A 25,622-nucleotide genomic window follows, 5' to 3' on the forward strand; every position below is an offset into this window, starting at 1 on the left:
TATGAAACACCGCCACCGATCTGAATTGCCCCTCCCGCGTCGCAACACGCTTGGCACTCATTCCCTCGCCCTCCTGGCCGGAGTGAGCCTTGTTCCCGTCTCGACGGCATTTTCCGCCGTCTCACCGAGCCGCAACCCTGCTCTCGTGCAGCCCGGTCACACGGCCACTCAGCCTGGCTCAAGCGCTGAGTCGCCGTCAGCTGCGGGACACGCAGCGTCGGCAAAAGCCACCGATCGAGCCAAAAGGGGCGTCCAGACGCCCGATCGACGCAGTGGCGCGAAATCTGTCATCGGCAAAGCGGAATCGATCACCGTTTCGCAGCATCGTCTCTCCCCGGCCGCAGCAGCGAGCCGCCAGCTCGAAACCGTGCCGGGTGGGGTATCCGTCATCAGTTCGAAGGAAGTCCTTCGCAGCCGTAATCTGACCAATGCCGATCTTCTGGCTTTCCAGCCCGGCGTCTTTGCCCAAAGCTCTGGCGGCGGCGACGGGTTGCGCCTCTCCATTCGTGGTTCCGGCATCCAGACAGGCACCAACTACTTCCGCTCCGGTATTCTGCTGATGTTCGACGGGTTGCCCGTCACCACCCCTGCCGGCACGCCCTATGAGCTATTCGAGACGCTAGGCATCCAGTACACCGAGGTTCTGCGCGGCGCGAATGCGTTCGATTATGGCGGGTTGCAGCTTGGGGGTGCCATCAATTACGTGGCGCCCACGGGCTATACGGCCGATCATTTCCAGGCGCGTGTCGAGGCAGGCAGCTTCAACTACAACAAGCAGCAGATCAGTTCTGGCGCCGTCATCGGCAAGTCCGATTATTATATCAGCCTCACCAAATCCTATCGCGGCGGGTATCAGGCCCAGACGGCAGCGAGCAGCTTCGGCGTCAATGCCAATTACGGCTATCGCTTCAATGACAATGTCTCGACACGCCTCTTCTTTCGCTACCGCCAGACGCAGAATGGCTATCCGGGCTATCTGACCCGCGACCAGATCGAAACCAACCCCAAACAGGCACAGGCGCTTTACGCCTCGCTGCACGGGCATCGCATCCAGCCCGGCAGCAAGTTCTATGGCGACATGACCACGATCCGTATCGATGACCGCTCCAAGCTCGAGCTCGGTTTCGATTATCAGGATGCGCCGATCGATATCCAGAATACGGCGACCGCCCAGCGCTGGGGCTACAAGACAGTCGCGGGGGTGCTGCGTTACAGCCGCAACGATACTTTTTGGGGCCACAAGAGCGAAACGCTGTTCGGCATCGATACCTATACCGATCTGGAAGCCTGGCAGACCAACCGGTCGCGCACCAATACGGGCATTTATGCCAAAATCCCCTTCGGCACCGTACTGCGCCATTCGAATTATGGCGGTACCGATAATTACTTTCACATACGGAACAATTTTGAGCTCTTCCATAATTTCTGGCTGACGGCGGCCGGTGCGCTTGATTTCGTGCAGCGTTCGACCGAGGTCACCTATCCCACGCAGAGCTCTGTTGGCACCTCCGGGCTCGGCTTTACGCCACGTGGCGGCTTTCGCTACGTGATTTCGCCCCATGCCTCGATTTACGGCAATGTCAGCCGCAGCTTCCAGCCGCCCAATGACTGGCAACTGCTTTCTGGCGCGCTTTATACCTCTGGCCCGGCGCAGGGCCTCAATGCGTCAGGGGTGAAGCTCGATAACCAGACCGCCACGACCTATGAAGTCGGCACACGGGGAGAGTGGAAAGACATTCGCTGGAGCGTCTCCTATTACTATTCAGACGTACGCAATGAGCTGCTCTCGGTCATGACGCCGCTCTCCCAGCTTTACGGTGCGGCGACCTACTCCAATGCCAGCCCGACGACGCATCAGGGTGTCGAGGCCTCGCTGGAAACCGATCTCATCAAATGGTCAGGTGGCAAGCTCGGCCTGCGCCAGTCCTATACCTGGCAGGATTTCCACTTCAGGCATGACGCGGTATTCGGCCATAACGCCCTGCCGGGCATACCGGCGCATTTCTATCAGGGGGAAATACGCCTCGACCTGAAGAACGGGCTTTATGCCAATTTCAATACACAGGTCTCGTCAAAAGTCTCCGGCTCCTATGATGACACCTATTACGCACCGTCCTACCACATCTTCAACACCACCATCGGGTATGAGTGGCCGCACAAACACCGGCAGGTCTTCCTGTCCTTTAACAACCTCGCCAACACGCATTACGCCTCGATCGTCGTGCCGGGCTACATCGCCGCAGGCAAGCAGCTCGCGGTGTTTCAACCCGGCGACGGCTTTGGCGTTTTCGCCGGTGTTTCGGCGGGCTTTAACTAGGTTTCAACACGGTTTTTACCTTTTCCGATGTGACATTTTCAGGTTGGGAGGAGCGCCCGTCTCCCAACCGGGAAATCTCCAGAGGCCGACCTCGAATGCCTGCAACATGCCGACGCGGCGAATTCATGGAACGGTCACACACCGGCTCTCGGGAATCCTTTATCGAGGCGCCGTAACCCGGCACTCTTCTGGAAAAGGAGCAGGTCAATGGAACTTCAGCTTCAGCACGACAGATCCTCAGCCCCTTCAGATCGCTGGCGCCAGACGCTTGTTGCGGCATGGCGTGAGCACCGTCTGACAGCCATTTCCCTGCAATCGCGTCGCGGCGCGCTCATGGCTCTCGATGAAGAGCCCCTGCGTGAGGATGACCAGACCTGAGGCGTGACCCGCTTTACATCCGGCCCCACGCTTCAGACAAAAGGCCGCTTCTCTCCTCGCTGAACAGATGTTATCGCCGTTGATCATGACTCGTCCGACACGTTCTCTCGCCGCAGCCCTCCTTGCCCTGACCTGCCTGAGCCCAAGCCTCGTTGCGAAACCGGCGCAGGCGCAGACTGTCCGTGATGCGGCGGAGGGATTCCGAACCAGGACACCCATCAAGCATGTGGTCGTCATTTTCGATGAAAACGTTTCCTTCGATCATTATTTCGCCACCTATCCCCAGGCAGCCAATCTCGAAGGTGAGCCGATCTTTCTGCCGCAGCTTGGCACACCGCCTGCCAATACCCTTCTGCGCGCCAATCTCCTGACCCATAACCCCAACACCAACCCGGCCAATGGTGCGGACGCAGCGCTACCCTTCCGGCTGGACCGGACGCAGGCCAGCACGGCCGACCAGAATCACGGCTACACGGCCGAACAGATGGCCTATAATGGCGGCAAGGCCGATCTGTTTCCGCTTCACACTGGCAGGGCCTCACCCGGCGGTGTCGGGGCTTTTTCCACGCGCGGTCAGGTCATGGGCTATTTTGATGGCAACACGGTTACCGCCCTCTGGCGCTACGCACAGCGTTTCGCCATGAGCGATAATGCCTTTACCGATACCTATGGTCCCTCCACGCCCGGCGCGCTCGAAATCGTTTCGGGTCAGACCAACGGTCTACATGTCACTGCCTCGGCCGAGAAACGGAGCACGCGCGAGCATCCCTCGCCCTTCATCCCGGATGGGTCAGGCAATGGCGGGCCGGGAGCGGATGATCAGGGGCGTATGACCATGATCAACGATATCGACCCCAGCGGAGACGTCTGTTCGCTTCCCGGTGAGCAGGTCTGGATGGAAGGCCGCAATATCGGTGATCTGCTGACGGCGAAAGGCGTAAGCTGGGGCGGCTTCATGGCCGGGTTTGATCTGTCTGCCCGCAACCGCAACGGGACAACCGGGTGCCAGCGCGCCACCTATTCGAGCGTCGTTGCCCAGACAGTGGTGGATTACATTCCTCATCACAACTGGTTCCAGTATTATCCCTCCACCGCCAATCCCAAACATCTGCGCCCTTCGGGTGTTGCGGCCATCGGTCAGACGCTTGGCATGGACGGCAGGACGAAAGACCCCGCCAACCACCAGTATGATCTTGAGGATTTCATCACCGCCACACGGGCCGGTCATATGCCTGCGGTGTCGTTCCTCAAACTTCCCGCCTTTCAGGATGCCCATGCGGGCTATTCCAACCCGCTGGACGAGCAGGAGGGCGTGGTACGTCTGGTCAATTTCATCCAGTCCCGTCCTGAATGGAAAGACACGGCCATCATCATTGCCTATGATGATTCCGATGGCTGGTATGACCATGCCTTCGTCAAACCCCAGCACAGCTCTCATGACCCGCAGGCCGATCAGCTGGATGGCCCTGGCCAGTGCGGCAACGCGCCTGCCCCTGCCGGGCTGAAGGGCAAACCGGTCAACGGGCGATGCGGTCCGGGCACGAGGACGCCGCTTCTGGTTCTCTCCCCCTGGGCACGCCGTAATGCGATTGACCATACCCTGCTGACCCAGAGTTCAGTCCTGCGCTTCATCGAGAATAACTGGCTTGCCGGGGCGCGCCTGGGTGGCGGATCATTCGATCAGGACGCGAACGACCTCGATACGCTGTTCGACTTCAAGGGACAGCCTGACCTGTCGCCGCTCTATCTTGCCCCCAGAGACGGCTCGATCCTGCATGATGCGCCGACGGTCTTCTGAAAAATCGCCTGCACCCACTGCATCCCGCACTGACGCACCAAGGCCCGTGCAAGGCGGGCGTGCCCGTCTGATCAAGTGGGTTTTCCCGCTTTGGGTCGGAGCCGTCTGGATGCTGGGCTGTCATCCCGGTCTGGCCCTTGCCGCCTCGCAAAACGCCGCCCCTGAGTGCAGCATACGTGCCGATGGCAGCAATCCCTGCCCCGTCACGCTCCTGCGTCCGGCAACAGCGCCCCTTTCCGCGATGGCCCGACTGGGCCGCGATCTGTTCAACGACCCTAAACTCTCGGGGTCGGGGCAGCTTTCCTGCGCTTCCTGCCATGTGCCAAAGGCTCATTACGCGCCCGATGATGACCGTGTATTTGCCCGCGGTGGACGGACGATGCAGGCTGCGGGCGTGAGGGCGGTGCCGTCTCTCACCTATCGGGAGCGCCAGCCGCCCTTCAGTGTCGGGCCGGATGATGCCACCAGCGAGGCCCCACCCCCTGCTCCTGCGCAGGCAGGCCCAGAGACGCCGCGCGCGGCCAAATCTGCAGGCAACACGGCGGCCTCTGCCCTGGCCCTCGTGCCTCAGGGCGGATTGTTCTGGGACGGCCGGGCCGATACGCTACAGGCGCAGGCAGCGGGTCCACTTTTCGATCCGCGCGAGATGGCTGCCACGCAGGCTGATGTCGTGCAGCGCCTGCGCCATGCACCGTATACGAATTCATTGATGGCGCTGGTCGGTGGCTCAGCCTCCGATGACATGCTGGTCGCTGAAGCCCTCTTTGCCCTTGCCCGATACCAGATCGAATCCCCCGGCTTTCACCCTTACTCGAGCCGCTATGATGCCTGGCTTGAGGGCAAGGCGCGTCTGACACCCCATGAAGCCGAGGGTCTGACGCTCTTCAATGATCCGGAAAAGGGGAATTGCGCCGCCTGTCATCTCAGCACGGTCGATGCGGAGGGGCGACCACCGCTTTTCACCGATCATCAATACGAGGCCCTTGCCGCGCCACGACAGAAACTCGCCTTGCCCGGCAGTGTGGATCTGGGCCTGTGCGCTGCCGGGCGGGCCGATATCGGCGCTGCCTCTGGCTATTGCGGGTTCTTTCGCACCCCCTCACTGCGCAACAGCGCCACGCGTCGGCATTTTTTCCATAATGGCGTGTTCACCTCCCTGCGTGAGGTAATGGATTTCTATGTGCTGCGCGATATCGAGCCCGCGCGCTTCTATCCTCGCAACAAAGACGGAACGGTCGCCCTTTATGACGATCTGCCCAGGCAATACCGCGCCAATGTCGACAGGAATGACGCGCCTTTCGGGCCGCGTGACAAACCTGCCCTGACGGAGGCCGAACGCGACAGAATTATGGATTTTCTCAACACCCTGACCGACGCCCCTGCTGACGGTCAGGGGCAACCCACACCCCCATGATCCGCATTTGTCGCGTGCCGATCAGACGATTGATGAGACGAATTGCCCTGACGTGGCCGCGGCGATCTGACCAACATTCATGTCGGTTGGAACAAAAATGACGGTCGCCTTGCCCGAGCGGCTGGCTGTCACCACCATATCGGCCTGATTGACATTCTGCATGAGGGTCAGGATCGCTTCTTCACTCACACCCGGCACGCTCTGGCGAAACAGCTCCGCCGCCTCGGCAAACCCTGCCGCAATCGCCTTGCGTTCATTGGCGATACCCTCACCCTGCAGTTTCTTGCTCTCGGCCTCGGCGCGAGCAATACCGACGCGCCGCACCATTTCGGCCTCGGCTTCAGCCTGCGCGGCGTCCTTGCGCGCAATGGCGGCCAGCTTGTTGTTCATGGCCTCCTGAATCTCGCGCGGTGGCATGGGCTGCTCGATCGTAACACCATGGATATCGAGACCCGATTCAAGGGCATCGGCCACCTGATCGGCAATGACGCGGCGGGCAATCTCGTTGCGTTGCGAGTAGAGCGCGGCCAGCGTCATCGTGGACGCAATCTGCCGGATTTCATTCTCCACTCGAAAGACCAGACGCTTGACGGGCTGCGATACCTTGTAGGCGTAGTTGAACACGGCCTCGCTGTCATCGCGGACACTGTAAAGCAGCACCCAGCGTATCTCGATGAACACGTCATCGAGCGTCTTGACCTCGGAAGAGGTCTCTACCTGCATCTGCTGGAGGGACACCTTGTACGAAACGCGTGTGAGCAAAGGGATACGGAAGTGAAGACCGCTTTCGAGAAGCTTGCGCTGCGGCTTGCCGAGAAACTCGGTGACGTAAACCATCCGCCCCGGCACGATCATGATCCCGCCGAACAACAGACAGAAGACAAGGAAGAGAGCGAGAACCACAACAATGGTGAGAAGAACGGGCGCGGGAATGGTCAGTGTTTCCTTCTTGCAGGAGAAGCCCCCAATCATAGCCGTGTTATCCAGCCAATACAGAGAGAATTGTTACATCCGCATTATTGAGCGCCCCAGACAAGCGCTGCGTGCCCGCACGCACAAGGCGTGCGCCTTTCCGTTGCTATCGCTCCACCACGCCGCACTGGCGGCGCGGGGCTGTCTATGTAAAGAACACACAGACCTGCAATAGGAGGTATGTCCTCCCACGCGATGAGAGGAGCCAACGCCGTCATGACGCAAGCCACGGCCCTGCGTCGCGGATGGACAACCGGAAGCTGCGCTACGGCAGCAGCCAAGGCAGCCTGGTCTCTGCTGCGGCACGATATCTGCCCCGACCCGGTGACGATCAGCCTGCCCGGCGGCAAGGAAGCCTGTTTTGCGCTCAACGGGCATGGGAAAGACGGCCGAACCGCATGGGCCAGTGTGATCAAGGATGCCGGTGACGACCCGGATGTAACCCATGGCGCCATAATGCGTGTGACAGTGGAGCAAGCCTCTGCGGGCACGGGTGTCGCCTTTCGCGCTGGCGAAGGCGTTGGCACCATCACCCAGCCCGGCCTGCCCCTGCCACCGGGAGAGCCCGCCATCAACCCGGTGCCCCGACAGATGATCCGCGCAGCACTCCTGCAGGTCACACCAGAAGGGGCGGATGCCATCGTGACGGTCTCGATTGCCGATGGTGAAATGCTGGCCAGACAGACGCTCAATGCTCGCCTTGGCATCATTGGCGGCCTCTCCGTTCTGGGAACGACCGGCATTGTCATACCCTATTCCTGCTCGGCCTGGATCCATTCGATCCATCGCGGCATCGATGTCGCACGTGCTCTAAACCTCCCCCATATTGTGGCGAGCACCGGCGCGACCTCGGAAAATGCTGCACGGTTGCGCTACGGAGTGAGTGAGGCCGCCCTCATCGAGATGGGTGATTTTGCGGGTGGTTTGCTGAAATATCTCCATCGGCATCCGGTGCCGCGCCTGACCCTCGCTGGCGGTATCGCGAAGATGACCAAGCTGGCTGAGGGCCATCTCGATCTGCATTCCAGCCGCACCCTGGCCAATCCGGCCGCGCTGCGCAGCATTGCCGCGCCTTTGGGCTTATCCGCCTCCCGCATGGCACAACTCGATGCGGCCAAGACTATCGCGCAGGGCTATGCCGCCCTCGCTGATGAAAGGCTGGGCAACCTCATTGCCGAAGCGGCCTGCGCCACCGCCCGCAAGACGCTCGCTTGTCCAGACTGTGAAATCGGGGTGCTGGTGGTGGACAGGCAAGGCCTGATTGTCGGCGCCAGCGAGAGAGCGTGACGCAGGCTCGCTGGCCTGCGACCCCGGCACGATCCTGAAAATTTGGTGACTTCCCGTAACGAAAAGCGATTGACCATTTCGATATCGTCATTTTATCGTAATTAGAAAGAAACTGATTACGGAAAAATCGGTCATGCGTCGATGGAAAGTGATGATGCCAGACAACAGACTCCGTTCTGTCGCTTTCCTCATGGTATTCATATCTCTCGGCTGCAATCTTTCTCTTGTCATGGCCGCGTCTCACGCCAGCCAGAAGGCGGAAAAATCCGTTTCGGCGCGCAAGAAGACACCCGGAACGGCCAGAAAGACTGCTGCTTTGGCCGTCCCTGCGCAGAAAGAGTCGATCTCTGTCAACGGCAAGCGCCTGCGCAGCCATGCTGCCGAAGTCGCGATCTCGCGCAGCGTCATGGATCGTTTCATTCCCGGCACGAACCCGATGCAGGTCCTTTCTCTCACCACACCGGGAGCCAATTTCACGTCGTCCGATGCTTTCGGCCTCGATACCGCCGCCAATACCTTTTACGTGCGCGGCTTCACGCAAACACAGATCGGCGCAACGCTTGACGGCATACCGCTCGGCACGCAGGGCTTTACCAACCAGAACGGGGTATCGATCACCCAGGCCATGATTCAGGATGATCTGGCGGGGATGACCATCTCGCAGGGCGCAGGCTCGCTTGATACGTTCTCGGGGCAACTTTTGGGCGCCGCCATGACGTACACATCCTCCGATCCTGCAGACAAGGCCGGCGGTCGGGTGAGTCAGAGCTTTGGCAGTTATAACGCCTTTCGCACCTATGGAAGGGCCGATAGCGGCACCCTCAACCCGAGCGGTACGAAATTCTATGCGTCCTTTGCCCGCACCGAGAGCAAACTCTGGAAGGGCGAAGGCTATCAGCGCGAATTACAGGCCGATGCCAAACTCGTGCAGCCTGTGGGAGACCACGGCAAGATTACCGGGTTCTTCGGGTTCGGCAATTTCACCCAGGCCAATTATCTGAGCCTGACGAAAAACATGTGGGAACGTCTCGGGCGCGATACCACCTACCTCAAACCCGATTACGAGAAGGCGAAGCTCTGGGCCTATTATGCCCAGTTCACCGATGATGTGCCGCCCGGTTATGAGGGCGTTCTCTCCAACAGCGAGGTGGGGAATTACGCATGGGATGGCTCCCAGATCCAGCGTAGCTACCTGTCATCGGTCAACGGTCATTTCGATATCTCTACGCGCCTGCATTCTGACACGGTGGCCTATGGCAATGTGGCCAGCGGCGTTTATGGCGGCACGAATAATTTCGTGACGTCACCAAGCTACGGTGTGCCCATGCTTCTGGCGGATGGTACAGTGAGTGGTGTTCCCATGGCGCTGCAACGGGCCCATGCCGGCATGCAGCGCGTTGGCTTCACGCATAAGCTTTCCTACGAAGCGCCCCATCATAATCTCGTCGAGGGTGGGCTATGGTATGAGAACAATCGCTGGATCTACAACGCACGCCTGTACGAGGACACGCCAACCAGCGCCCACAACATGATGTCCGACCTCAGGAAGGGAACAGGGGCCACGTGGTTCGAGGACACTTACAACTCGAACAGTTTCCAGTTCTTCCTGCAGGATCGCTGGACCATCATCAGGGGTATGATGCTTCTGGCGGGTTTCAAATCACTCACCCAGACCACGCATGGCGGCACGAAAAATGACTATACGCAGCAACTCAAGGCCGAGGGCTGGAACACGTATTATCGACGCCCTGCCAGTGGCTCCCTGACGGCATCAAGCGCCTTCCTGCCCCATTTCAGCTTCGATTACCATTTCCTAGATCATCATGAGATCTACTGGGATATTGCCGAAAACCTGCGCGCCTATGACTACTACTCGCAGGTCGCTTCCGGCACGGCCTGGGGTGGGCTCGGCAATGCCTCGCAGCCCGCGCAACAGGTGTTTGACGCGAACAAGAAAATCCTCAAGCCCGAGCGGACATGGAATTACGTCGTGGGCTATCGCTACGACGCCAGATTTTTCACCGGTACAGTCGATTACTATCATACAGATTACTATAATCGTCTGGCTTCGATCACCGAAGGCACATCGAACAACACGCGTAATGCCTATATGAATGTCGGCCGGGAAACCATGGATGGGGTCGATATCCTCGGTGCCATCCGCCCGGTCAAGGGGCTCGAAATCACCAATAGCTTCAGCTGGAACAACGCGCGCTATCAGGGGACGGGCATCAATTACGGCGGTCAGATCTATAGCCTGAAGGGCAAGCGTCAGGTGTATTATCCAGCCTATATGTACAAGGCCAATCTGGCCTACACATGGCGTGCGACACAGTTCAACTTCAACGTGAACTACATCAGCTCACGACCCATGACATTTCTCAATGATCTGAGCATTCCGTCCTACTGGCTCGCCAATCTGACTCTCACCCATGATTTCGGCCGTATCGGCTTTGCCGAGCATTTCAAGGCAAGCTTTGGCGTCACCAACCTCTTTGACAAGAATTACATCGGTGGCGTGTATGGCGCGGCATCGGTGTCGGGCGATAACAACAGCAATCTCTTTGTCGCATCGCCAAGGCAGTTTATCGGGTCGATCACCGCAGCCTTCTGAGGGGATCAAGCCTAGAGCGTGAGAAGCACTTTCATGGCCTCCTTGCGGTTAGAGGCCAGATCGAATGCTTCCTGCGCTCTCTCAAGCGCGAAGCGGTGCGTGACGAGAGCCGAGAGGTCAGCCCTGCCGCTATCGATGAGCTCCACTGCAAGGGCAAACTCCTCACGAAAACGGAATGACCCCACCCAGTTGAGTTCGCCCGTCACGATACGGCTTTGCGGCAGAGTCACATCATCTCCAAGACCAAGCTGAACGATCGTCCCGCAAGGGCTCATCAGATCAATCCCATTTCTGAGCGCCTGCTCATTGCCTGAGCACTCGATCATCACATCCACCTGCCCCTTGATCGTCGCCAGCGCATCAGGCTCTTCCCGCCCGTTGATCACCTCATCCGCGCCAGCCTTGTGCGCAATTGCGAGCGGCTCGGAAAGGATATCGGTCACAATCACCCGCCTCGCACCATTCAGTCGGGCTGCAACCGCCACGAGCGTTCCGATCGGCCCTGCCCCCGTGATCAGCACCTTTTTGCCAAGCAGTGCTCCCGCCCGTCTGACAGCGTGGAGCGCAACGGCGAAGGGCTCGGCCAGAGCGAGATCAGCAGGTGATTTGTGATGCCCCCTGACGCATTGAACGGCCTTGCAGACAAGGTCCCGCCTGAAGGCACCATCCACATGCGGGTCGCGCATGGCACTGCCATAAAAGCGCATATCGGTGCAGTGATTGCACAGTCCCGCCAGACACATGGCGCAATGGCCACAGGCCAGACCTGGGTTGACGGCTACGACATCACCAATTTCGAGCCCCTGCACATCCGGGGCCTTTTGGGCAATGCGCCCAGCCACTTCATGACCAAGCACCATCTTGTGCCTGATGCGCACCGCGCCAAAGCCGCCGTGATGATAGTAATGCAGGTCAGAACCGCAGATACCCCCTGCCTCGACCCGCACCATGACTTCACCGGCCTGGAGGGGCTGCGTCTCGAATGTCTCAAGGCGCAGATCATGGGGCGCGTGGATAATGAGAGCCTGGCTCATGGGTCGGAACAGCCTTTCGCAGTGATTGCCAAAAGAAAGGCTGCGACAGGCTGCATGTTCCGCATGCAGGCTCTCACATCGCCGTGTTCTGTCTGCCTTTCACTCGAAGGCAGCAGACACGGTCGCGATGGCTGCAAAGCCGGTTCCTACCGCATAGGCGGGCTGAGACCCGACAAGCGTCTTGCCCCCCAGCCCCTTGATCCGGCTCGCAGCGCTCGGCGTGAAACCCGTGATGGATGACAGATAATGCACATCGCCGATATTCATCAGGCTAAGCATCGCCTTGGGCCTTACATGCCCGAAGCGGGGCAGATAACGACCGATCGAGGCATCGGCCGTGAAATAGGACGGGATGCCCTGATCGTTCATAAGGGTTGAATACTGGGAGTCGGAGTAACGGAAATTGAAATTGCCGAATGTCGTGCCGTCATCGAAGGTCAGCCCGAGCGCTCCGAGAAATTTGGGAGAAGCCACCTCCTGCTTCCCCTTGGTGGGCAGAATGTCGCCCATATAGGCGATATTATTGCCAATACGGGTGTGCATGTACTGCCCCGAGGCATAGGCGCTGAAATGATGCCAGGGACGGGTCGAAAGCTCAGCCTGCACGCCTTGTGCTGATTCACCCCCGGCATCGATAGGTTGCGAGGTGAGGATGCTGGTCCCTGGAATATAGGAGACAGAACTGATCTGGTGATGGGTCAGATTGTAGTTGAAGCCCGCCACACTCAGCATGACCGCCCCATAATGCCGGAAGCCGATTTCCTCGCCAATCATGTATTCGGGCGTGAAATTTGCCAGAGGCTGCGTGACAGGTACGGGCGTCGTGAAGGTATAGACCGGCACCTGCGCCTGAAACGATGAGGGGGCGCGATAACCTGTGGTGCCGTTCACATAGATCTGGTTATCGGGGTCGATCTGATAGCTGATGAGCACCTGCGGCGCAGGGATGAACATGTTCTTGGTCGATTTGTACGGGGTCGATCCGGGCAGATCTTCAGTGAACTGGCGCGAGATCATATTGGCGCGCAAACCCGCATCAATGGTCAGGCGGTCATGAAACAGCTTGATCTGATCCTCGATACCGAGCGCGTTGAGCTGCTGGAAACCGTTGATGTCATACTGGGTGACAGCTTTTCCACCTACAGTCAGGTAGCCGTTATTCTGCGTGTACTGCCCCATGGCATTCACCGGATAATGGTTCTGAAACTCGGTATGAACGGCATAGGAATACCAGTAGGAGAATTTCAGCGTATTGATGCCACGGTGCCAGGCAGCGATCATGTTCAGCCCGCTTGAGGTCTGTACCCAGGGGTGAATGCTGATGGCCGTGATCGTGCCGGATTGCGGCGTATAGCCATCGAGAACGGCATATTTCTCGGTACCCCGATACCCGTTCGTCACAGGGATATTCGCGCCATAATTATTGGGGCCATAGGTCTCAACGGCGTAGGGCTGGGAATCAAGCGACCAACCGCTCCCCAGATCGAGATGATTTTTGATAGTGCCGACCACGGCATTGGTGGCCTTGGTATTCAGCTTGTAATACAGCGTGTCTCCCGGTGTATACTGACCATGCGTATTATAGCCCGTACCATATTGATGCCATTGCGCGAGATTGGGATAGACCCACTCCGTCTGGTTCGCATAATTATATCCGAAAATTACCTCGGAGCTGCTTTTGGGCGTCCAGTGTTTCAAAAGCGCTGCGTCCAGATGCCAGCGATAGAGGCTTCCGGGGCCACGCCACAGATTGCCGCTGGAATACGAGCCGGAAACGAAACCAGTAACACCGCTATGACCCAGCTCGCCCGTATCGACGCGTACAAATTCCTTGTTGGTGCTGTGCGTTCCACCTGAGCCTTCGGCGTATAGAGCGAAATGGTCCGAGGGATGACGCAGGCTCATGGTCATCTGGGCGCCATCGGCATTATAGGTTGGCGCCGTAAGATCCGATGATCCCTGGCTGACCGAGACATTCGCCAGATCCTCGTTATCCACCATCGCCGATGTATAGGCGCTATAGGTGAAAGGATCAGCCAGTGGCATGCCCTCATAGATCATGCCGATCTGGGTCTGGTCGAGACCACGGATATGAACTGTCTCGGAGCTCGTGCTGAGCGGTCCCTCGTTATTTCCCTGTACGCCCGGCAGGCTGGAGACCAGCACGCCCGGATTGACCAATGGCGACTGCCTCGCGATATATTCCTGCGTCACCGTACTGATCGAACGCGCAACGGTCTGCCGCGCCATCAAGCCGCCCCCCAGAACGGCACGACGCCCTGAGACACTGACATTTTCATCCTGGCCTTTTACCGGCTCATGCCGCTTGGCCCGGTTTGCCGCAGGCCGCGTGCCTGAACTGACGGGCATATCCTTATGCGCCGGGTGGGGGGCATGATGCACAGCCCAGGCGGGTCGCGGCGGAAGCAGGGCCACAAGAGCGCCAGACGCGAGCAGAGAAGCCATTTTGCAGGAAATAGGACGCGACATAACCCGATTCCGATACTGTGACGGCATGCGTGTCGTTACGCTTGCGATATCGGGCGGCACTTTGGGCGAGGGGTTCCCGCGTATCAAACTATAGTTTGATGACTATTTTTGGTCTGATTTGTTAATATTTCAGCGACGTGAATTTCTACTGACAATAGCGAGAAATCATCGCATCTCCGGTCTTATGACCCACGGTACGGTCAGAGTTGCGCCGCTGATCATGGAGACCGGCTGAAGCAAGGCCGGCAGCCTGCGCGAAGGCCGGCCAGCCGGGAAATGCTGGATCAGTTGCAGGTGTGCAGGACCGATTTTGCGCTCGTCACCTGATAGGAGGTGGCCGTCGGATCATTGGCACAAACCGCATGATCGATCCCGTTACAGGAAGTGAGAGCGAGTGCGCCCACCAGAAATGCCATCAATTTGCCCATGCTCGTTCCACCCTTTGTTGCAGGTCATCAACGCACCAGCCCGCACAGAGTGTCAATCGGGGTTAGCCGTGATCCGCATCACGCCTTGGGGATGGCTGGACTGACGCGATAAAAGAACGCGCAGACCCACCCCCGAAATACCTTCAGCGGGCGAACGCCCCTCCAAGAACCGACGATGGAACGAGCGCTGAGCAACTCAGCCTGCCCCCCGAGCCAAAACCGGGCGCCCCTGTGATGCCGGGCGATGAGAGCGGCAAGCCTCGCAAGCTGCGCATGGCGAGAAAGGCAAAGCACTCAGCCTCGACCATATCACCGTTCCACCCCAACGCTTCCACCGGCGCGACCGTGCCCGGCAAAGTCTGGCCGAGCGCCTGCATGATCGACGGATTGTGACGCCCTCCCCCACACACAAACCAGCCCCGCGGCACCTCCGGCAGGGCGCTTTGAGTGATACTGCGAACCGTGAAGGCCACAAGGGTCGCCGCGCCATCCTCTGCCCCCAGGCACGACACACGCTCCAGCGCCATCGCAAAAGCCTGCCGATCCAGCGATTTGGGCAGGGGCCGTGCGAAAAAAGGATCGGCCATCAGACCGGCCAGAATAGCCTGATCGACCTGCCCCGCACGCGCCAGAGCGCCATCCTGGTCGCACGCCACGCCTGTATGGCGCAGGGCCCAGTCATCAAGCAGCGCGTTCCCCGGGCCAGTGTCGCCTGCCAGAATGGCCCCGTCCGCTCCGACGAAGGTGACATTGGCCACGCCGCCGATATTGAGGATCGCCACCGGCCCCTGCATATTGCCCAGACAGGCCGCATGATACCAGGGTGCCAAAGGGGCGCCCTGCCCACCTGCCGCCACATCGGCCGAACGAAAATCATGGATGACCGGCAGCCCGGTCAGATGGGACAGACGAGAGGCATCACCCATCTGCCATGTCCGCCCCCGTTCCGGCGCGTGATACAGTGTCTGGCCATGAAACCCGACAAGATCGGCCGTGCCTTCCTGCTCCAGCACCTGCTGCACGGCCCGCACATGGGCATCGGTCAGTTCGCGCTCGACCGCCCTGAATTCTTCCGGCAGGGCGTCGAGCGTCTCACCGGCAAAGGCGGCTGCCTGGCCGAACAGGGCATAAACACGCTCACGCAATGAGGCCTCATAGGGCAGACTAACCGCAGCGCCGCGATACCTCACGCTCACTCCATCCGTCTCGATCAGGGCAGCATCCACCCCATCGAGCGATGTACCGCTCATCAGACCGATCACGCGCAGAAATCTGCCCGCGCCTTCAGATCTGCCGTCATGCCCCGTTGGGGGCCCGTCATCCTGTCGGGATGGGATCATGAACCGGTCTCTGTCTTGCGGCCCAGTATCGCATGCAGATCACCCCCATGCGTCCTCAGGGCGAGTTCGGCCTCCTCGAGCGTCATACCGTGACGGAGCAGCACAGCGCGTTTGACGTTGCCATCAGCCTGTTTCAGCGCATTCCCGATCTCCGCATCGGTTCCCCCGGCAATGCGGCGCACCATGCCGATCGCTCGCCGTGCCAGCTTGGCGTTGGTGACACGCATATCAACCATCAGCCCCTGATAGACATGCCCGAGACGGATCATGAGCGTGGTTGAGAGCAGGTTGAGCGCTGCTTTCTGCGCTGTCCCTGCCTTGAGCCGTGTCGAGCCCGCGACCGCTTCGGCGCCTGTTGGCAGTGCAATGCCAAGCTCGGCCTCACGCAGCAGACGACCCTCTGCCACGCAGCTTATGCCGATGGTAAGCGCCCCCTTGCTGCGCGCGAAACCGAGCGCCGCGCAGCTGTAAGGCGTGTTGCCACTCGCCGCAATGCCAAACACCACGTCATCGGGCCCCACATGGTTGGCGTCCATCTCCGCACAGGCCGCCTGCTCATCATCTTCGGCACCCTCGGCGGCCTGCGATACGGCGGCACTGCCTCCTGCCAGCAGCATCACCAGCTTCTCCGGCGGCCAACCATAGGTGGGAGTCAGTTCCACCCCGTCCTGCATACCTACCCGGCCCGCCGTGCCGGCACCGACATAAAAGAGCCTTCCTCCCCGCCGTAAACGCGGCAGAGCCGCCTCGACGACCGCTTCAAGCGATGGAACAGCCGCCCGGACAAGCGCCGTGGCCGCCATCTGCGCTTCAGCCAGCGCGTCCAGGATCGTTGCCGTTGGCCAAAGCTCGATCGTGGCGTAGCGCGGGTCCTGCTGCTCCGTCTGGAGTTTCTCCACAGCGTGCTTCTGCGGAAGGATATCTGACGGTGTTTCAGTCACGTTGGGGCTCCTGACTGGCAGCTTCTGGGCGAGCGGCGCGCTGTCCCGCCAAAGCGCGATACAGCCCCGCAGCACCAAGGTGAAACAGGATGCCCAGTGGCACAAGCCATGAAAAGGCAATCGCGATACCACGCAACTGACCAACGATCAGTACCAGCGCCATACCCGCAAGGGATGCGACATATCCCGCCATGACCGCCCGTGCCCCCAGGCGGGGCAAAAACAGCGCGCAGAGAAACGCCCCCAGTGTCGGCCCATAGGACCACCCGGCGATGGTAAGCCCCAGAACAACCGCCGATTTGCTTCCCATCGTGAACAGGGCCGCCCCGACAAGCAGCACAGCCCCCCAGAGAAGGGTCATGAAGCGTGGCGCAGAGAGCGGGCCGGGCCGATAGCCGATATGGTGCATCGCCTGTTCGATCCACCGACGGGGCCTCGGACCGAAATCAGTCAGGCTTGCCCCGGCCATCGCGTTGAGCGTGGAAGAGAGCGACCCCATCGTGGCGCTCAGCACACCGGCAATGAGCAGACCGGCAATCCCGGCAGGCAAGGCCTCAATCATGAAATGAGGAAAAAGCGCGTCGGAAGACATCATATGATCCGCAGCAAGGCTGCGTCCTGCACGGGCAACCCAGAGCTGAACCCCGAGAAGGGAGAGAAGCCCGAACAGGGCCGCCACCACGACAGCGCTGCCAATCAGGGCCATGCGGGCTTCCCGCAAAGAACGCGCTGCCAGAATACGCTGCACCATGAGCTGGTCTGTGCCGTGAGAGGCAATGGAGAGCACAGCCCCGCCAAAAAGGGAGGCGGCGAGGGTGAAGGGATCACCCAGCCAGTTCTGTGCGGTCAGGGGATGAAAGACCGCGAGCTTGCCCGACTGAACGGCCATGGACCAGCCCTGCCCTGCTGCAGCAGATCCCGGCGCGCCATGCCCTGCCATGCCGAGCCAGACATACACCACGCAGAACACGGCTCCGAAACCGTAAATGCCAAGCTGGATGGCGTCTGACCACACAACCGCGCGGAGGCCGCCTAGGATTGTGTACAACAACGTGAAAACCAGAATGGCGGACAGGACGCTCCAGCGGCCCACAGGCAGCCCGCTTTGCGTGAACAGCCAGACGATGGGCAATGCGCCGGCAAGCAGGCGGATACTCTCGGCCATGAAACGCGTGACCAGAAATGCACCGGACGCCAGACGCTGCATGGGGGCCCCGTAACGGGCGCCCAGCACGGTATAGGCGCTCGTCATCGAACCCTCGACATAACGCGGCAGAAACCACAGGGCGACCAGGCCACGCCCGATGAAATATCCCCCAGCGATACCGAGGAAAACCATCCCCTGCGTATAGCCGATACCCGGGATGCTGATGAATGTCAGGGTCGATGTCTCGGTCGCCACAAGGGAGAGACACAGGGCCCACCAGGGCAGGTCATGATGTGCAGAGAGGAAATCCCGCGACGACCCTGCAGAGCGGCGACTGACACGCCAGACCAGGAAACAGAGCCCCGCAAAATAGAGCAGGATGACAAGACGATCGAGCGGATGCATGGCGTCGGACCCGGCAGAAAGGCGAATAAATACCCATGATGGCGAAGAACACCATCATGGCAAGCACGCGGCCCGAGCTTTGTGCCAGTTCAGCCTGCCCGGCCCTGCATCCAGTGGCCCGGCGCGTATTATTTCTCGATACGGTGGATCATATCATCGAGCTTGTCCGTCTCGATGGTTCGATTCCGGAACGAGTCGCTTTGCGAGTTGGTAATCTCGATGGTCGATTTTTCCTCCGCCCTGAGCGTTGCATGACGGGCGGCAAATTCCAGCACATGCCCGCTTATCTGGCGTTCATCGTCGAGGAAATGGAAATGAAAGCCGGGAACCGAAATGCGACCGAACAGGGCGGGCGTCCAGAAACCGATCAATCGGCCCCGTATCCCCTCGAACCTGTCGATTTTCTGGCTCGCGGCAACAGCCTCGACATCGCGATGCTGATCGCTCTCGTCTGCGGCCCGATGGGGGCGGCGAAGCACAAGATGGTCGAACAACCCTGTCACGCTGACCGCCATGAAGATATTATCGGGCGCGATCAGGGTGCAAAGCCTGTCATAGGCCGTCTCATGGGTAATGTTCTCGACCTCGACCTGAAACTGAGGCCGAAACGCCGTGATCTGCACGAAAGGAACTGCGTCGTGCTGCGGCAGCTCATGCAAGGGCTCACCCGCCGTTGCTTCATAAACACGGCCATCGCAGATCGTGAGTTCGCCATTGAGCCCGGCAGAGCAACCGAGACCGAACCCGGTTTCGTGGCAGGCGCATAGCGATGCGATTTTCTGCTCAGCCTGCAGATGTCCTGCCATCAGGGCCCCGATGGTCGAAAACTGGGTAACACGGCTCACGACGGCAACTCTCCTTCCATTCCTTAGCGCCACTGCGCAGCGCCATCCTGTTAGGCCTAACGCATCAATCAGGGAATGGTCTGAACCGAGAGGGGGAACGGGTTGAACACCGACCAGCCGGTTCGCTGCACCAGACGCTCAAGCGCGAGCGTTCCCAGCAGGGAATTCCCCTGGCTGTTCAGCCCCGGCGACCACACGGCAACCGAAGCCAGCCCGGGCGCAATGGCCAGAATACCGCCGCCCACGCCGGATTTGCCCGGCAGCCCCACGCGGATGGCAAAGGCACCAGACCCGTCATAATGGCCGCACATCATCATGAGGGCCATGGTGGTACGGGCATCGGGCACAGAGGTGATCATCCGCCCCGAGCGCAGATCCACCCCGCCCGTCATGAGATAACAACCGATTTCAGCCAGTTGACGGCAGGACATGGTAAGGGCGCACTGGTGGAAATACAGATCGAGCGTGTCCTCGATCGGATTTCTGATATTGCCGAAAGTACGCATGTAATTGGCGAGGGCGGCATTGCGAAACCCCGTATCGCGCTCCTGACGGGCCATGTTCTCATCGATATGCAGCCCCTCTGGCGCGCCGGACTGCGAAAGCGCAAAATCGAGCAACGCCTGACGCGCACCCAGACGACCCAGCCGGGAGACCAGAATATCGGAAATGACGATGGCCCCGGCATTGATGAACGGATTGCGGGGAATACCGTGCTCGCTCTCCAGCTGGACAATCGAGTTGAAAGCACTTCCCGAAGGCTCCTGACGCACGCGGCTCCAGAGCTCGCTTCCCTCCAGTGTGAGGGCGAGGGTCAGGCCAAATACCTTGGAGAGACTCTGGATCGAGAAGGCTTCATCCGCATCGCCCGCCACATGAGCGGTGCCCCCTGCGTCAATGACCGCTATACCGAATTTGGCAGGATCGACGCAGGCAAGCGGCGGGATGTAATCTGCCACATGGCCACGCTCGGTGATCATCTGCATGTCACGCGCGATTTCGGCAACGATGCTGTCGAGATCGGCCATATCCTGTCCTTCCTGCCTTTACCTGTTCCGTCGTGGGTCCCGTCTTCGTCACGAGACATTGGCCCTTCATCACCCGGTCCAAACAGCCGGCTGAGGCCAGAGACATGACATGCACGAGGGCGGCGCACAATGCCGGATCAGGCGGGTCGCGGTCAGGCACCGTGACGTGATGACAGGACGGCTATGGCCCTATGACACCGCCTCTTTTCTGACTGTGCCGTATCGGCGCCACGGTTGAGCTTGCCCGCCTAATCTGCGATGAGAAACCCATGAATGGCGGCAAGACACGATCGGGTAAGGATGCAGGCGGGAAGGCGGATGTAAAGCCGGGCGAGAAGGCGTTTGCCTTGCCGGGTCTGCCTGATAGCGGCGCAGGTGACATGACCCTGCCCGATATCGACACGCAATCCGAAGGCTTTCGCCTCAATCGGGCGGCGCGGCGCAATGCCCTAATAGAAGACTATGTGGAACTCATTGCCGATCTTCTGGCTGAAGGCCATGAGGCAAGGCAGGTAGATATCGCAACCCGCCTGGGGGTTTCACAGCCAACCGTTGCCAAGATGCTTACCCGCCTTGCCAATGAGGGCTACGTGCATCGCCGCCCCTATCGCGGCGTGTTCCTGACCGAAATGGGGCAGGATGTCGCCAATCAGGCCAAGAACCGCCATCAGATCGTCGAGAATTTCCTCCGTGCTCTGGGTATCAGCGAAGAAACGGTGCGGGTCGATGCAGAGGGGATCGAGCATTATGTCAGTGACGAGACCCTGGCCGCTTTCCACAAGGCCCTGGAAGCAGGCCTGACCGCTTTCATGGCGCCATCCCCCCGGTCCTGACGACGCCTTCTGGCGGCCCCGCGACGGGGGCGCGGTGGCGGTAGCGCCACCGCCACCGCTCCAGTCATCGCATGCCTGTCTTCACCGCCCGCAGCAGCCTTGCGCGGCAGATCGACTGAACAAATACCCTTCCCTTCGGCAGTCCGCGCGTCGCTCGCAGTGCAACCGCCCTGACACGGTAGAGAAACCCTGCCTCTCGTTTGGGGTATGGACGGCTGACAACGTCCCCTACCGGACGACATCGCTTCGCACGCCGCGTGTCCCGTCTATTCTGCCTGTCTCCTTCCAATGACGAAGCTGCGTGATCGGTCCAGACGTTGCCGCTCGCAGTCTCATCGACCCGCGAGGAAATACCCGGTCAACTTCGCGCCATCAGGACCGTTAGCATCCACAAAACCGCCCACTCGTGAATATAGTATATTGCATATTTCTAAGCCTTGGGTTTGAGTAACGCATCATGTCCTCTCTTCCACCTGCTCGCGGGACGCATCCCGACCCGGCTCCTCCCGGGCCCAAAGCCCGGCGGTTCGTCCGCGCATTGGGCAGTGAGGGACAAAGCCTGCCGGAAGTCTTCTCATCCGTGCGTCTTGCGCCGGAAGGGTCGGGCTGGATAAGGCGTTTCCTCTCCTTCGTCGGTCCGGGCTACATGGTGGCTGTGGGCTATATGGACCCCGGCAACTGGGCGACCGATCTGCAAGGTGGCGCGCAGTTTGGCTACACGCTGCTTTCGGTCATCATGATCTCCAACCTGATGGCCATTCTCCTTCAGGCCCTTGCAGCGCGTCTGGGTATCGTGACCGGACGCGATCTAGCGCAGGCCTGCCGTGACCACTTCCCGCCCGCTCTCAATCTCGTGCTCTGGCTCACCTGCGAGCTTGCGATCATTGCCTGCGATCTGGCCGAGGTAATCGGCACAGCCGTAGCCCTGCAACTCCTGTTCCATATCCCGCTACTGGCAGGCGCGCTGATTTCGGCCTTTGACGCGCTGATCGTCCTGTTTCTGATGAATCGGGGCTTTCGCTATCTCGAAGCCTTCATCATCGCGCTTTTAAGCATCATCGCCCTGTGTTTCACAGCGCAGATCGTGGCGGCAGCCCCTCCTGTGGCAGAAGTGCTGGCCGGTTTCATCCCGCGGGCTGAAATCGTCACGCATCCTGCCATGCTTTATATCGCGATCGGTATCATCGGCGCGACGGTCATGCCACATAATCTCTATCTGCACTCATCCATCGTGCAGACACGTGATTACCCGCGTACCGAGACCGGGCGGCGTGAGGCCCTGCGATGGGCGACACTCGACAGCAGCGTGGCGCTCATGCTGGCGCTCTTCATCAACGCCGCCATCCTGATTGTTTCGGCCGCCGCTTTTCACAATACCGGCCATCAGGACGTAGCGGAAATCGAGGACGCCTATCGCCTGCTTTCGCCCATTCTGGGCATGGGCATGGCCTCAACCCTGTTTGCGGTCGCGCTTCTCGCTGCGGGCACGAACTCGACAGTTACCGGAACACTTGCCGGGCAGATCGTGATGGAGGGGTTTCTCCATCTTGGCCTGCCCCATTGGGCCCGACGCCTCGTCACACGCGGCCTCGCCATTCTGCCCGTCGTGGTGGTCACGGCGCTCTATGGCAACCATGGCGTGGGCACGTTGCTGATTTTCAGCCAGGTCGTCCTGTCGCTGCAGCTACCCTTTGCGGTCATCCCACTCGTGATGTTCGTTTCTGACAAGCGCAAGATGGGTCAATTCACAATTGGCACACCCATGAAGCTGCTCTCCTGGGGCGTCGCTGGCGTGATCCTGCTGCTTAATTTCAAGCTGCTCTACGATACGCTCATGACCTGATCCCCACACTTTCCGCCGCGTCTTGGCTCAGCCTGGAACACGGCGGGCCATGACGCCTCGGCAATCCCGCATCTTACCGCTTCCTTTCATCTTCTGGCCCCTCAATCCTGCTCAGGACCCTTTCATGTCTCGTCTCGATTTCAAAGTTAGCAAATGCTATAATAGTGAGCATATGAGATTTAGTAGAGCACTCACTCATAACGCAGGCTTTTCTCGTCGCCCTGCGTTCTGGCTTGGCCTGCCGACAGCACTCTTTCTTATGTCGGGTACAACCCTTGCCGATCCCGTGCGAAAATCCCCATTGGCATCACCGCCGGAACCGCCTGCGCATCGGGATCGCGCGGCACCGCTTGCCACTCATGCAGGCCGCCAATCTGTCGCAACGTCGAAGGACGGGGCAAAGCCGTCGAAAGCAGGCAGCGAGCCTGCCGTGGCAAATGCCGCCCCTCCCCCGCATCGGGAGGACATTACTGTCACTGCCCATATGGATCAGGCCCGTGGCCGTCTCGCACCGGGGTTGGGGGCGGTTTCCTATGGCATTGACCAGCGGCAGATACAGGTCACACCGGGAGGTGAAAACGCCGCATTCAGCCAGATCCTGCTCCGGCTCCCCGGTGTCGTGATGGACAGCTATGGCGAGGTGCATGTGCGTGGCGAGCATGGTGGCCTCACCTATCGCGTGAACGGCGTCCTGTTGCCTGAAGGGCTGAACGGCTTCGGGCAGGAACTCGACAGCCGTATCATCCAGTCGGTGGACCTGCTGACAGGCACGCTACCCGCCCAGTTCGGTTTTCGCACGTCGGGCGTCATCGACGTCAAGACCAAGAGTGGCGCAACGCTCAAGGAGAACCAGATCTCGCTCTATGGCGGGAGCTACAACACGTTCATTCCGTCGCTGCAACTGGGAGGATCGAAGGGCCGGTGGGACTACTTCGTAACGGCCTCCTACAACCGCAATGACATCGGCATTGAAAACCCGACGAACAGCTTTCGCGCCACCCATGACACGACTCAGCAGGGCAAGGCCTTCGGTTATGCCGCCTATCAGATCGACGATGAAAGCCGGCTGAGTTTCCTGACCAGCGCTTCCTACGCCGATTTCGAGCTGCCCAACACAACCGCCCTGCCCATTCTCTATCAGTCCTCCACCATCGCACCCGATGATCCGGACATCCAGTCGCGTCTGTTGCGCGACGGCCAAAGCGAGCAGAACTACTATGCCGTGATGTCCTACCAGCGCAGCACAGAGAAATCGAACCTCCAGATCTCGCCCTATTTCCGCTACGGACGCATCGGCTATCGCAACGACCCGAACAGAGATCTCGCTTTCTCAGGCATATCGCAGCATGAAGTGAATGATTTCACCACGGGCGGTCTGCAAATCGACAATTCCTACGATATTGCCCCCCATCACGTGCTGCGCTTTGGCCTGCTCGCGCAATATACGGCCGAGAAGCTCGATACCGACACGCTGGCCTTTCCTGTTGATGAGACCGGTGCCCAAAGCACGATCGACCCGAGGCGCATCATCGATCATAGCGGAAACTGGGCCGTCGAGGCCGGGGCCTATATCCAGGATGAATTTCATATTACGCCGCGCCTGACGTTCAATTACGGGTTGCGTTATGACCGCTTTGCCTCGTCTTTCAATAGCGAGGGACAGGTCAGCCCGCGTGCCAATATGGTCTGGAAAGCCAGCCCCTCGACCACGGTACATTTCGGCTATTCCCGTTACTTCGCGCCGCCCTCCCCGCAATACATATCGGATGCGACGCTTCAGAAATTCGCGGGCACGACCAATGCGCCCGATACGATGCTGAACACACCCACACGGGTCGAGAAATCGCATTACGTCGATGTCGGCATTCTTCAGCATGTCACGCGCGACTATCAGATCGCGATCGATGCGTTTGGCAAATGGGCACATGACCAGGGCGATCTGGGGCAGTTCGGGCGCGCAGTCATTCTTGCACCGTTCAGTTATCGCCGCGGCCGCGTTTACGGGGCGGAAATCGGCAATTCATGGCGTCACGGAGGCTGGTCGGTCTATGGCAATTTCTCCTTCGTCAAGACCTGGGCGAAGGACATCAATTCGGCGCAATATCAGTTCGAGGCAGCAGAACTGGCCTACATCCAGCGCCACGGCATACAGCTCGATCATCAGGGAGAGTTCACTTCTTCAGCCGGGGTTTCCTATGCCAACAAGCATGATATGGCCTATCTCGATTTCCTGTATGGTTACGGCCTGCGCAGCGGCTTTGCCAATCTCGAGAAGCAGCCTGCCTACGCCATTTTCAACATTGGCTACGCCCATACCTTCACGAGGGTGCCGGTTGGTCATTCCCTCAAGGTCAGGGCCGATGTGGTCAATCTGTTCGACCATCGTTACCAGCTGCGCGACGGCAGCGGCGTGGGCGTAACGCAGGCCCAGTACGGCCAACGGCGGGGTATGTTTTTCTCCATGGTCAGCAGTTTCTGAACCAACGGGCACGCCGGGGCTTCTGCGTG

The 25,622-nt window shown here is 59.7% G+C and carries 18 protein-coding genes; 9 read left to right on the top strand and 9 right to left on the bottom strand.

The genetic code is table 11. The features are described from left to right. Nucleotide 1 precedes the first annotated feature (1 nt). The 4 genes from P5689_RS04630 (at nucleotide 2) to P5689_RS04645 (ending at nucleotide 5,907) form a co-directional block, all read left to right on the top strand. Nucleotides 2-2,317, top strand: a complete 2,316-nt coding sequence (locus P5689_RS04630; RefSeq protein ID WP_285532267.1) for a TonB-dependent receptor domain-containing protein — start codon at nucleotides 2-4, stop codon at nucleotides 2,315-2,317. A gap of 207 nt (nucleotides 2,318-2,524) precedes the next feature. Then, nucleotides 2,525-2,695 (top strand): hypothetical protein, encoded by a 171-nt coding sequence (locus P5689_RS04635; RefSeq protein WP_023979975.1) that lies wholly within the window; start codon nucleotides 2,525-2,527, stop codon nucleotides 2,693-2,695. 85 nt (nucleotides 2,696-2,780) lie between these two features. After that, nucleotides 2,781-4,493: a phospholipase C gene (locus tag P5689_RS04640; protein WP_197669042.1), complete on the top strand. Its 1,713-nt coding sequence runs from the start codon at nucleotides 2,781-2,783 to the stop codon at nucleotides 4,491-4,493. 109 nt (nucleotides 4,494-4,602) lie between these two features. Beyond that, nucleotides 4,603-5,907 (top strand): cytochrome-c peroxidase, encoded by a 1,305-nt coding sequence (locus P5689_RS04645; protein WP_285532271.1) that lies wholly within the window; start codon nucleotides 4,603-4,605, stop codon nucleotides 5,905-5,907. A gap of 21 nt (nucleotides 5,908-5,928) precedes the next feature. Here P5689_RS04645 and P5689_RS04650 read toward each other — a convergent pair whose 3' ends face one another. Continuing rightward, the gene (locus P5689_RS04650; protein ID WP_285532272.1) at nucleotides 5,929-6,879 is read right to left on the bottom strand and encodes an SPFH domain-containing protein; all 951 of its coding nucleotides are present in this window, start codon (nucleotides 6,877-6,879) and stop codon (nucleotides 5,929-5,931) included. A gap of 216 nt (nucleotides 6,880-7,095) precedes the next feature. Here P5689_RS04650 and P5689_RS04655 point away from each other — a divergent pair, with 216 nt between their 5' ends. Both P5689_RS04655 and P5689_RS04660 read left to right on the top strand, forming a co-directional pair. After that, complete coding sequence (locus P5689_RS04655; RefSeq protein ID WP_285532273.1) at nucleotides 7,096-8,166, top strand: cobalt-precorrin-5B (C(1))-methyltransferase; 1,071 nt, start codon at nucleotides 7,096-7,098, stop codon at nucleotides 8,164-8,166. A gap of 154 nt (nucleotides 8,167-8,320) precedes the next feature. Next, complete coding sequence (locus P5689_RS04660) at nucleotides 8,321-10,780, top strand: TonB-dependent receptor domain-containing protein (protein ID WP_408868564.1); 2,460 nt, start codon at nucleotides 8,321-8,323, stop codon at nucleotides 10,778-10,780. Between the two features lie 11 nt (nucleotides 10,781-10,791). Here P5689_RS04660 and P5689_RS04665 read toward each other — a convergent pair whose 3' ends face one another. The 8 genes from P5689_RS04665 to P5689_RS04700 all read right to left on the bottom strand — a co-directional run bounded on the left by P5689_RS04665 (nucleotide 10,792) and on the right by P5689_RS04700 (nucleotide 20,438). After that, nucleotides 10,792-11,814 carry an L-idonate 5-dehydrogenase gene (locus P5689_RS04665; protein WP_285532276.1) on the bottom strand — a complete coding sequence of 341 codons (1,023 nt, stop codon included), beginning with the start codon at nucleotides 11,812-11,814 and terminating at the stop codon, nucleotides 10,792-10,794. A gap of 99 nt (nucleotides 11,815-11,913) precedes the next feature. Next, complete coding sequence (locus tag P5689_RS04670; protein ID WP_285532277.1) at nucleotides 11,914-14,304, bottom strand: TonB-dependent receptor; 2,391 nt, start codon at nucleotides 14,302-14,304, stop codon at nucleotides 11,914-11,916. Nucleotides 14,305-14,588: 284 nt separating this feature from the next. Continuing rightward, a complete protein-coding gene (locus tag P5689_RS04675) occupies nucleotides 14,589-14,732 on the bottom strand; it encodes a hypothetical protein (protein WP_285532278.1) in 144 nt (47 codons plus the stop codon). Between the two features lie 143 nt (nucleotides 14,733-14,875). Further along, nucleotides 14,876-16,072 carry an anhydro-N-acetylmuramic acid kinase gene (locus P5689_RS04680; RefSeq protein ID WP_285532279.1) on the bottom strand — a complete coding sequence of 399 codons (1,197 nt, stop codon included), beginning with the start codon at nucleotides 16,070-16,072 and terminating at the stop codon, nucleotides 14,876-14,878. Next, nucleotides 16,069-17,013, bottom strand: coding sequence for an N-acetylmuramic acid 6-phosphate etherase (locus P5689_RS04685; RefSeq protein WP_285532280.1), 945 nt, complete (start codon nucleotides 17,011-17,013; stop codon nucleotides 16,069-16,071). The genes P5689_RS04680 and P5689_RS04685 overlap by 4 nt, the downstream gene beginning before the upstream one ends. Then, nucleotides 17,006-18,565, bottom strand: coding sequence for a sodium:solute symporter (locus P5689_RS04690; RefSeq protein WP_285532281.1), 1,560 nt, complete (start codon nucleotides 18,563-18,565; stop codon nucleotides 17,006-17,008). Before P5689_RS04690 ends, P5689_RS04685 begins: the two co-directional genes overlap by 8 nt. Nucleotides 18,566-18,693: 128 nt before the next feature. Then, nucleotides 18,694-19,410, bottom strand: a complete 717-nt coding sequence (locus P5689_RS04695) for an acetolactate decarboxylase (RefSeq protein ID WP_285532284.1) — start codon at nucleotides 19,408-19,410, stop codon at nucleotides 18,694-18,696. A 68-nt stretch (nucleotides 19,411-19,478) separates the two neighbouring features. Next, nucleotides 19,479-20,438 carry a glutaminase gene (locus P5689_RS04700; protein WP_122040143.1) on the bottom strand — a complete coding sequence of 320 codons (960 nt, stop codon included), beginning with the start codon at nucleotides 20,436-20,438 and terminating at the stop codon, nucleotides 19,479-19,481. A 380-nt stretch (nucleotides 20,439-20,818) separates the two neighbouring features. On the opposite strand from P5689_RS04700, the gene mntR reads away from it, so the two are divergent. From mntR to P5689_RS04715, 3 genes are all read left to right on the top strand, one after another. Next, on the top strand, nucleotides 20,819-21,271 hold the full coding sequence (mntR, locus tag P5689_RS04705) for a manganese-binding transcriptional regulator MntR (RefSeq protein WP_285533837.1): 453 nt from the start codon (nucleotides 20,819-20,821) through the stop codon (nucleotides 21,269-21,271). A 457-nt stretch (nucleotides 21,272-21,728) separates the two neighbouring features. Further along, nucleotides 21,729-23,114 carry an Nramp family divalent metal transporter gene (locus tag P5689_RS04710; protein WP_285532287.1) on the top strand — a complete coding sequence of 462 codons (1,386 nt, stop codon included), beginning with the start codon at nucleotides 21,729-21,731 and terminating at the stop codon, nucleotides 23,112-23,114. 259 nt (nucleotides 23,115-23,373) lie between these two features. Beyond that, nucleotides 23,374-25,593: a TonB-dependent receptor domain-containing protein gene (locus P5689_RS04715; RefSeq protein ID WP_285532288.1), complete on the top strand. Its 2,220-nt coding sequence runs from the start codon at nucleotides 23,374-23,376 to the stop codon at nucleotides 25,591-25,593. The last annotated feature ends 29 nt before the right edge of the window (nucleotides 25,594-25,622 follow it).

This window comes from Asaia sp. HumB (assembly GCF_030263835.1).
GTDB lineage: Bacteria > Pseudomonadota > Alphaproteobacteria > Acetobacterales > Acetobacteraceae > Asaia > Asaia bogorensis.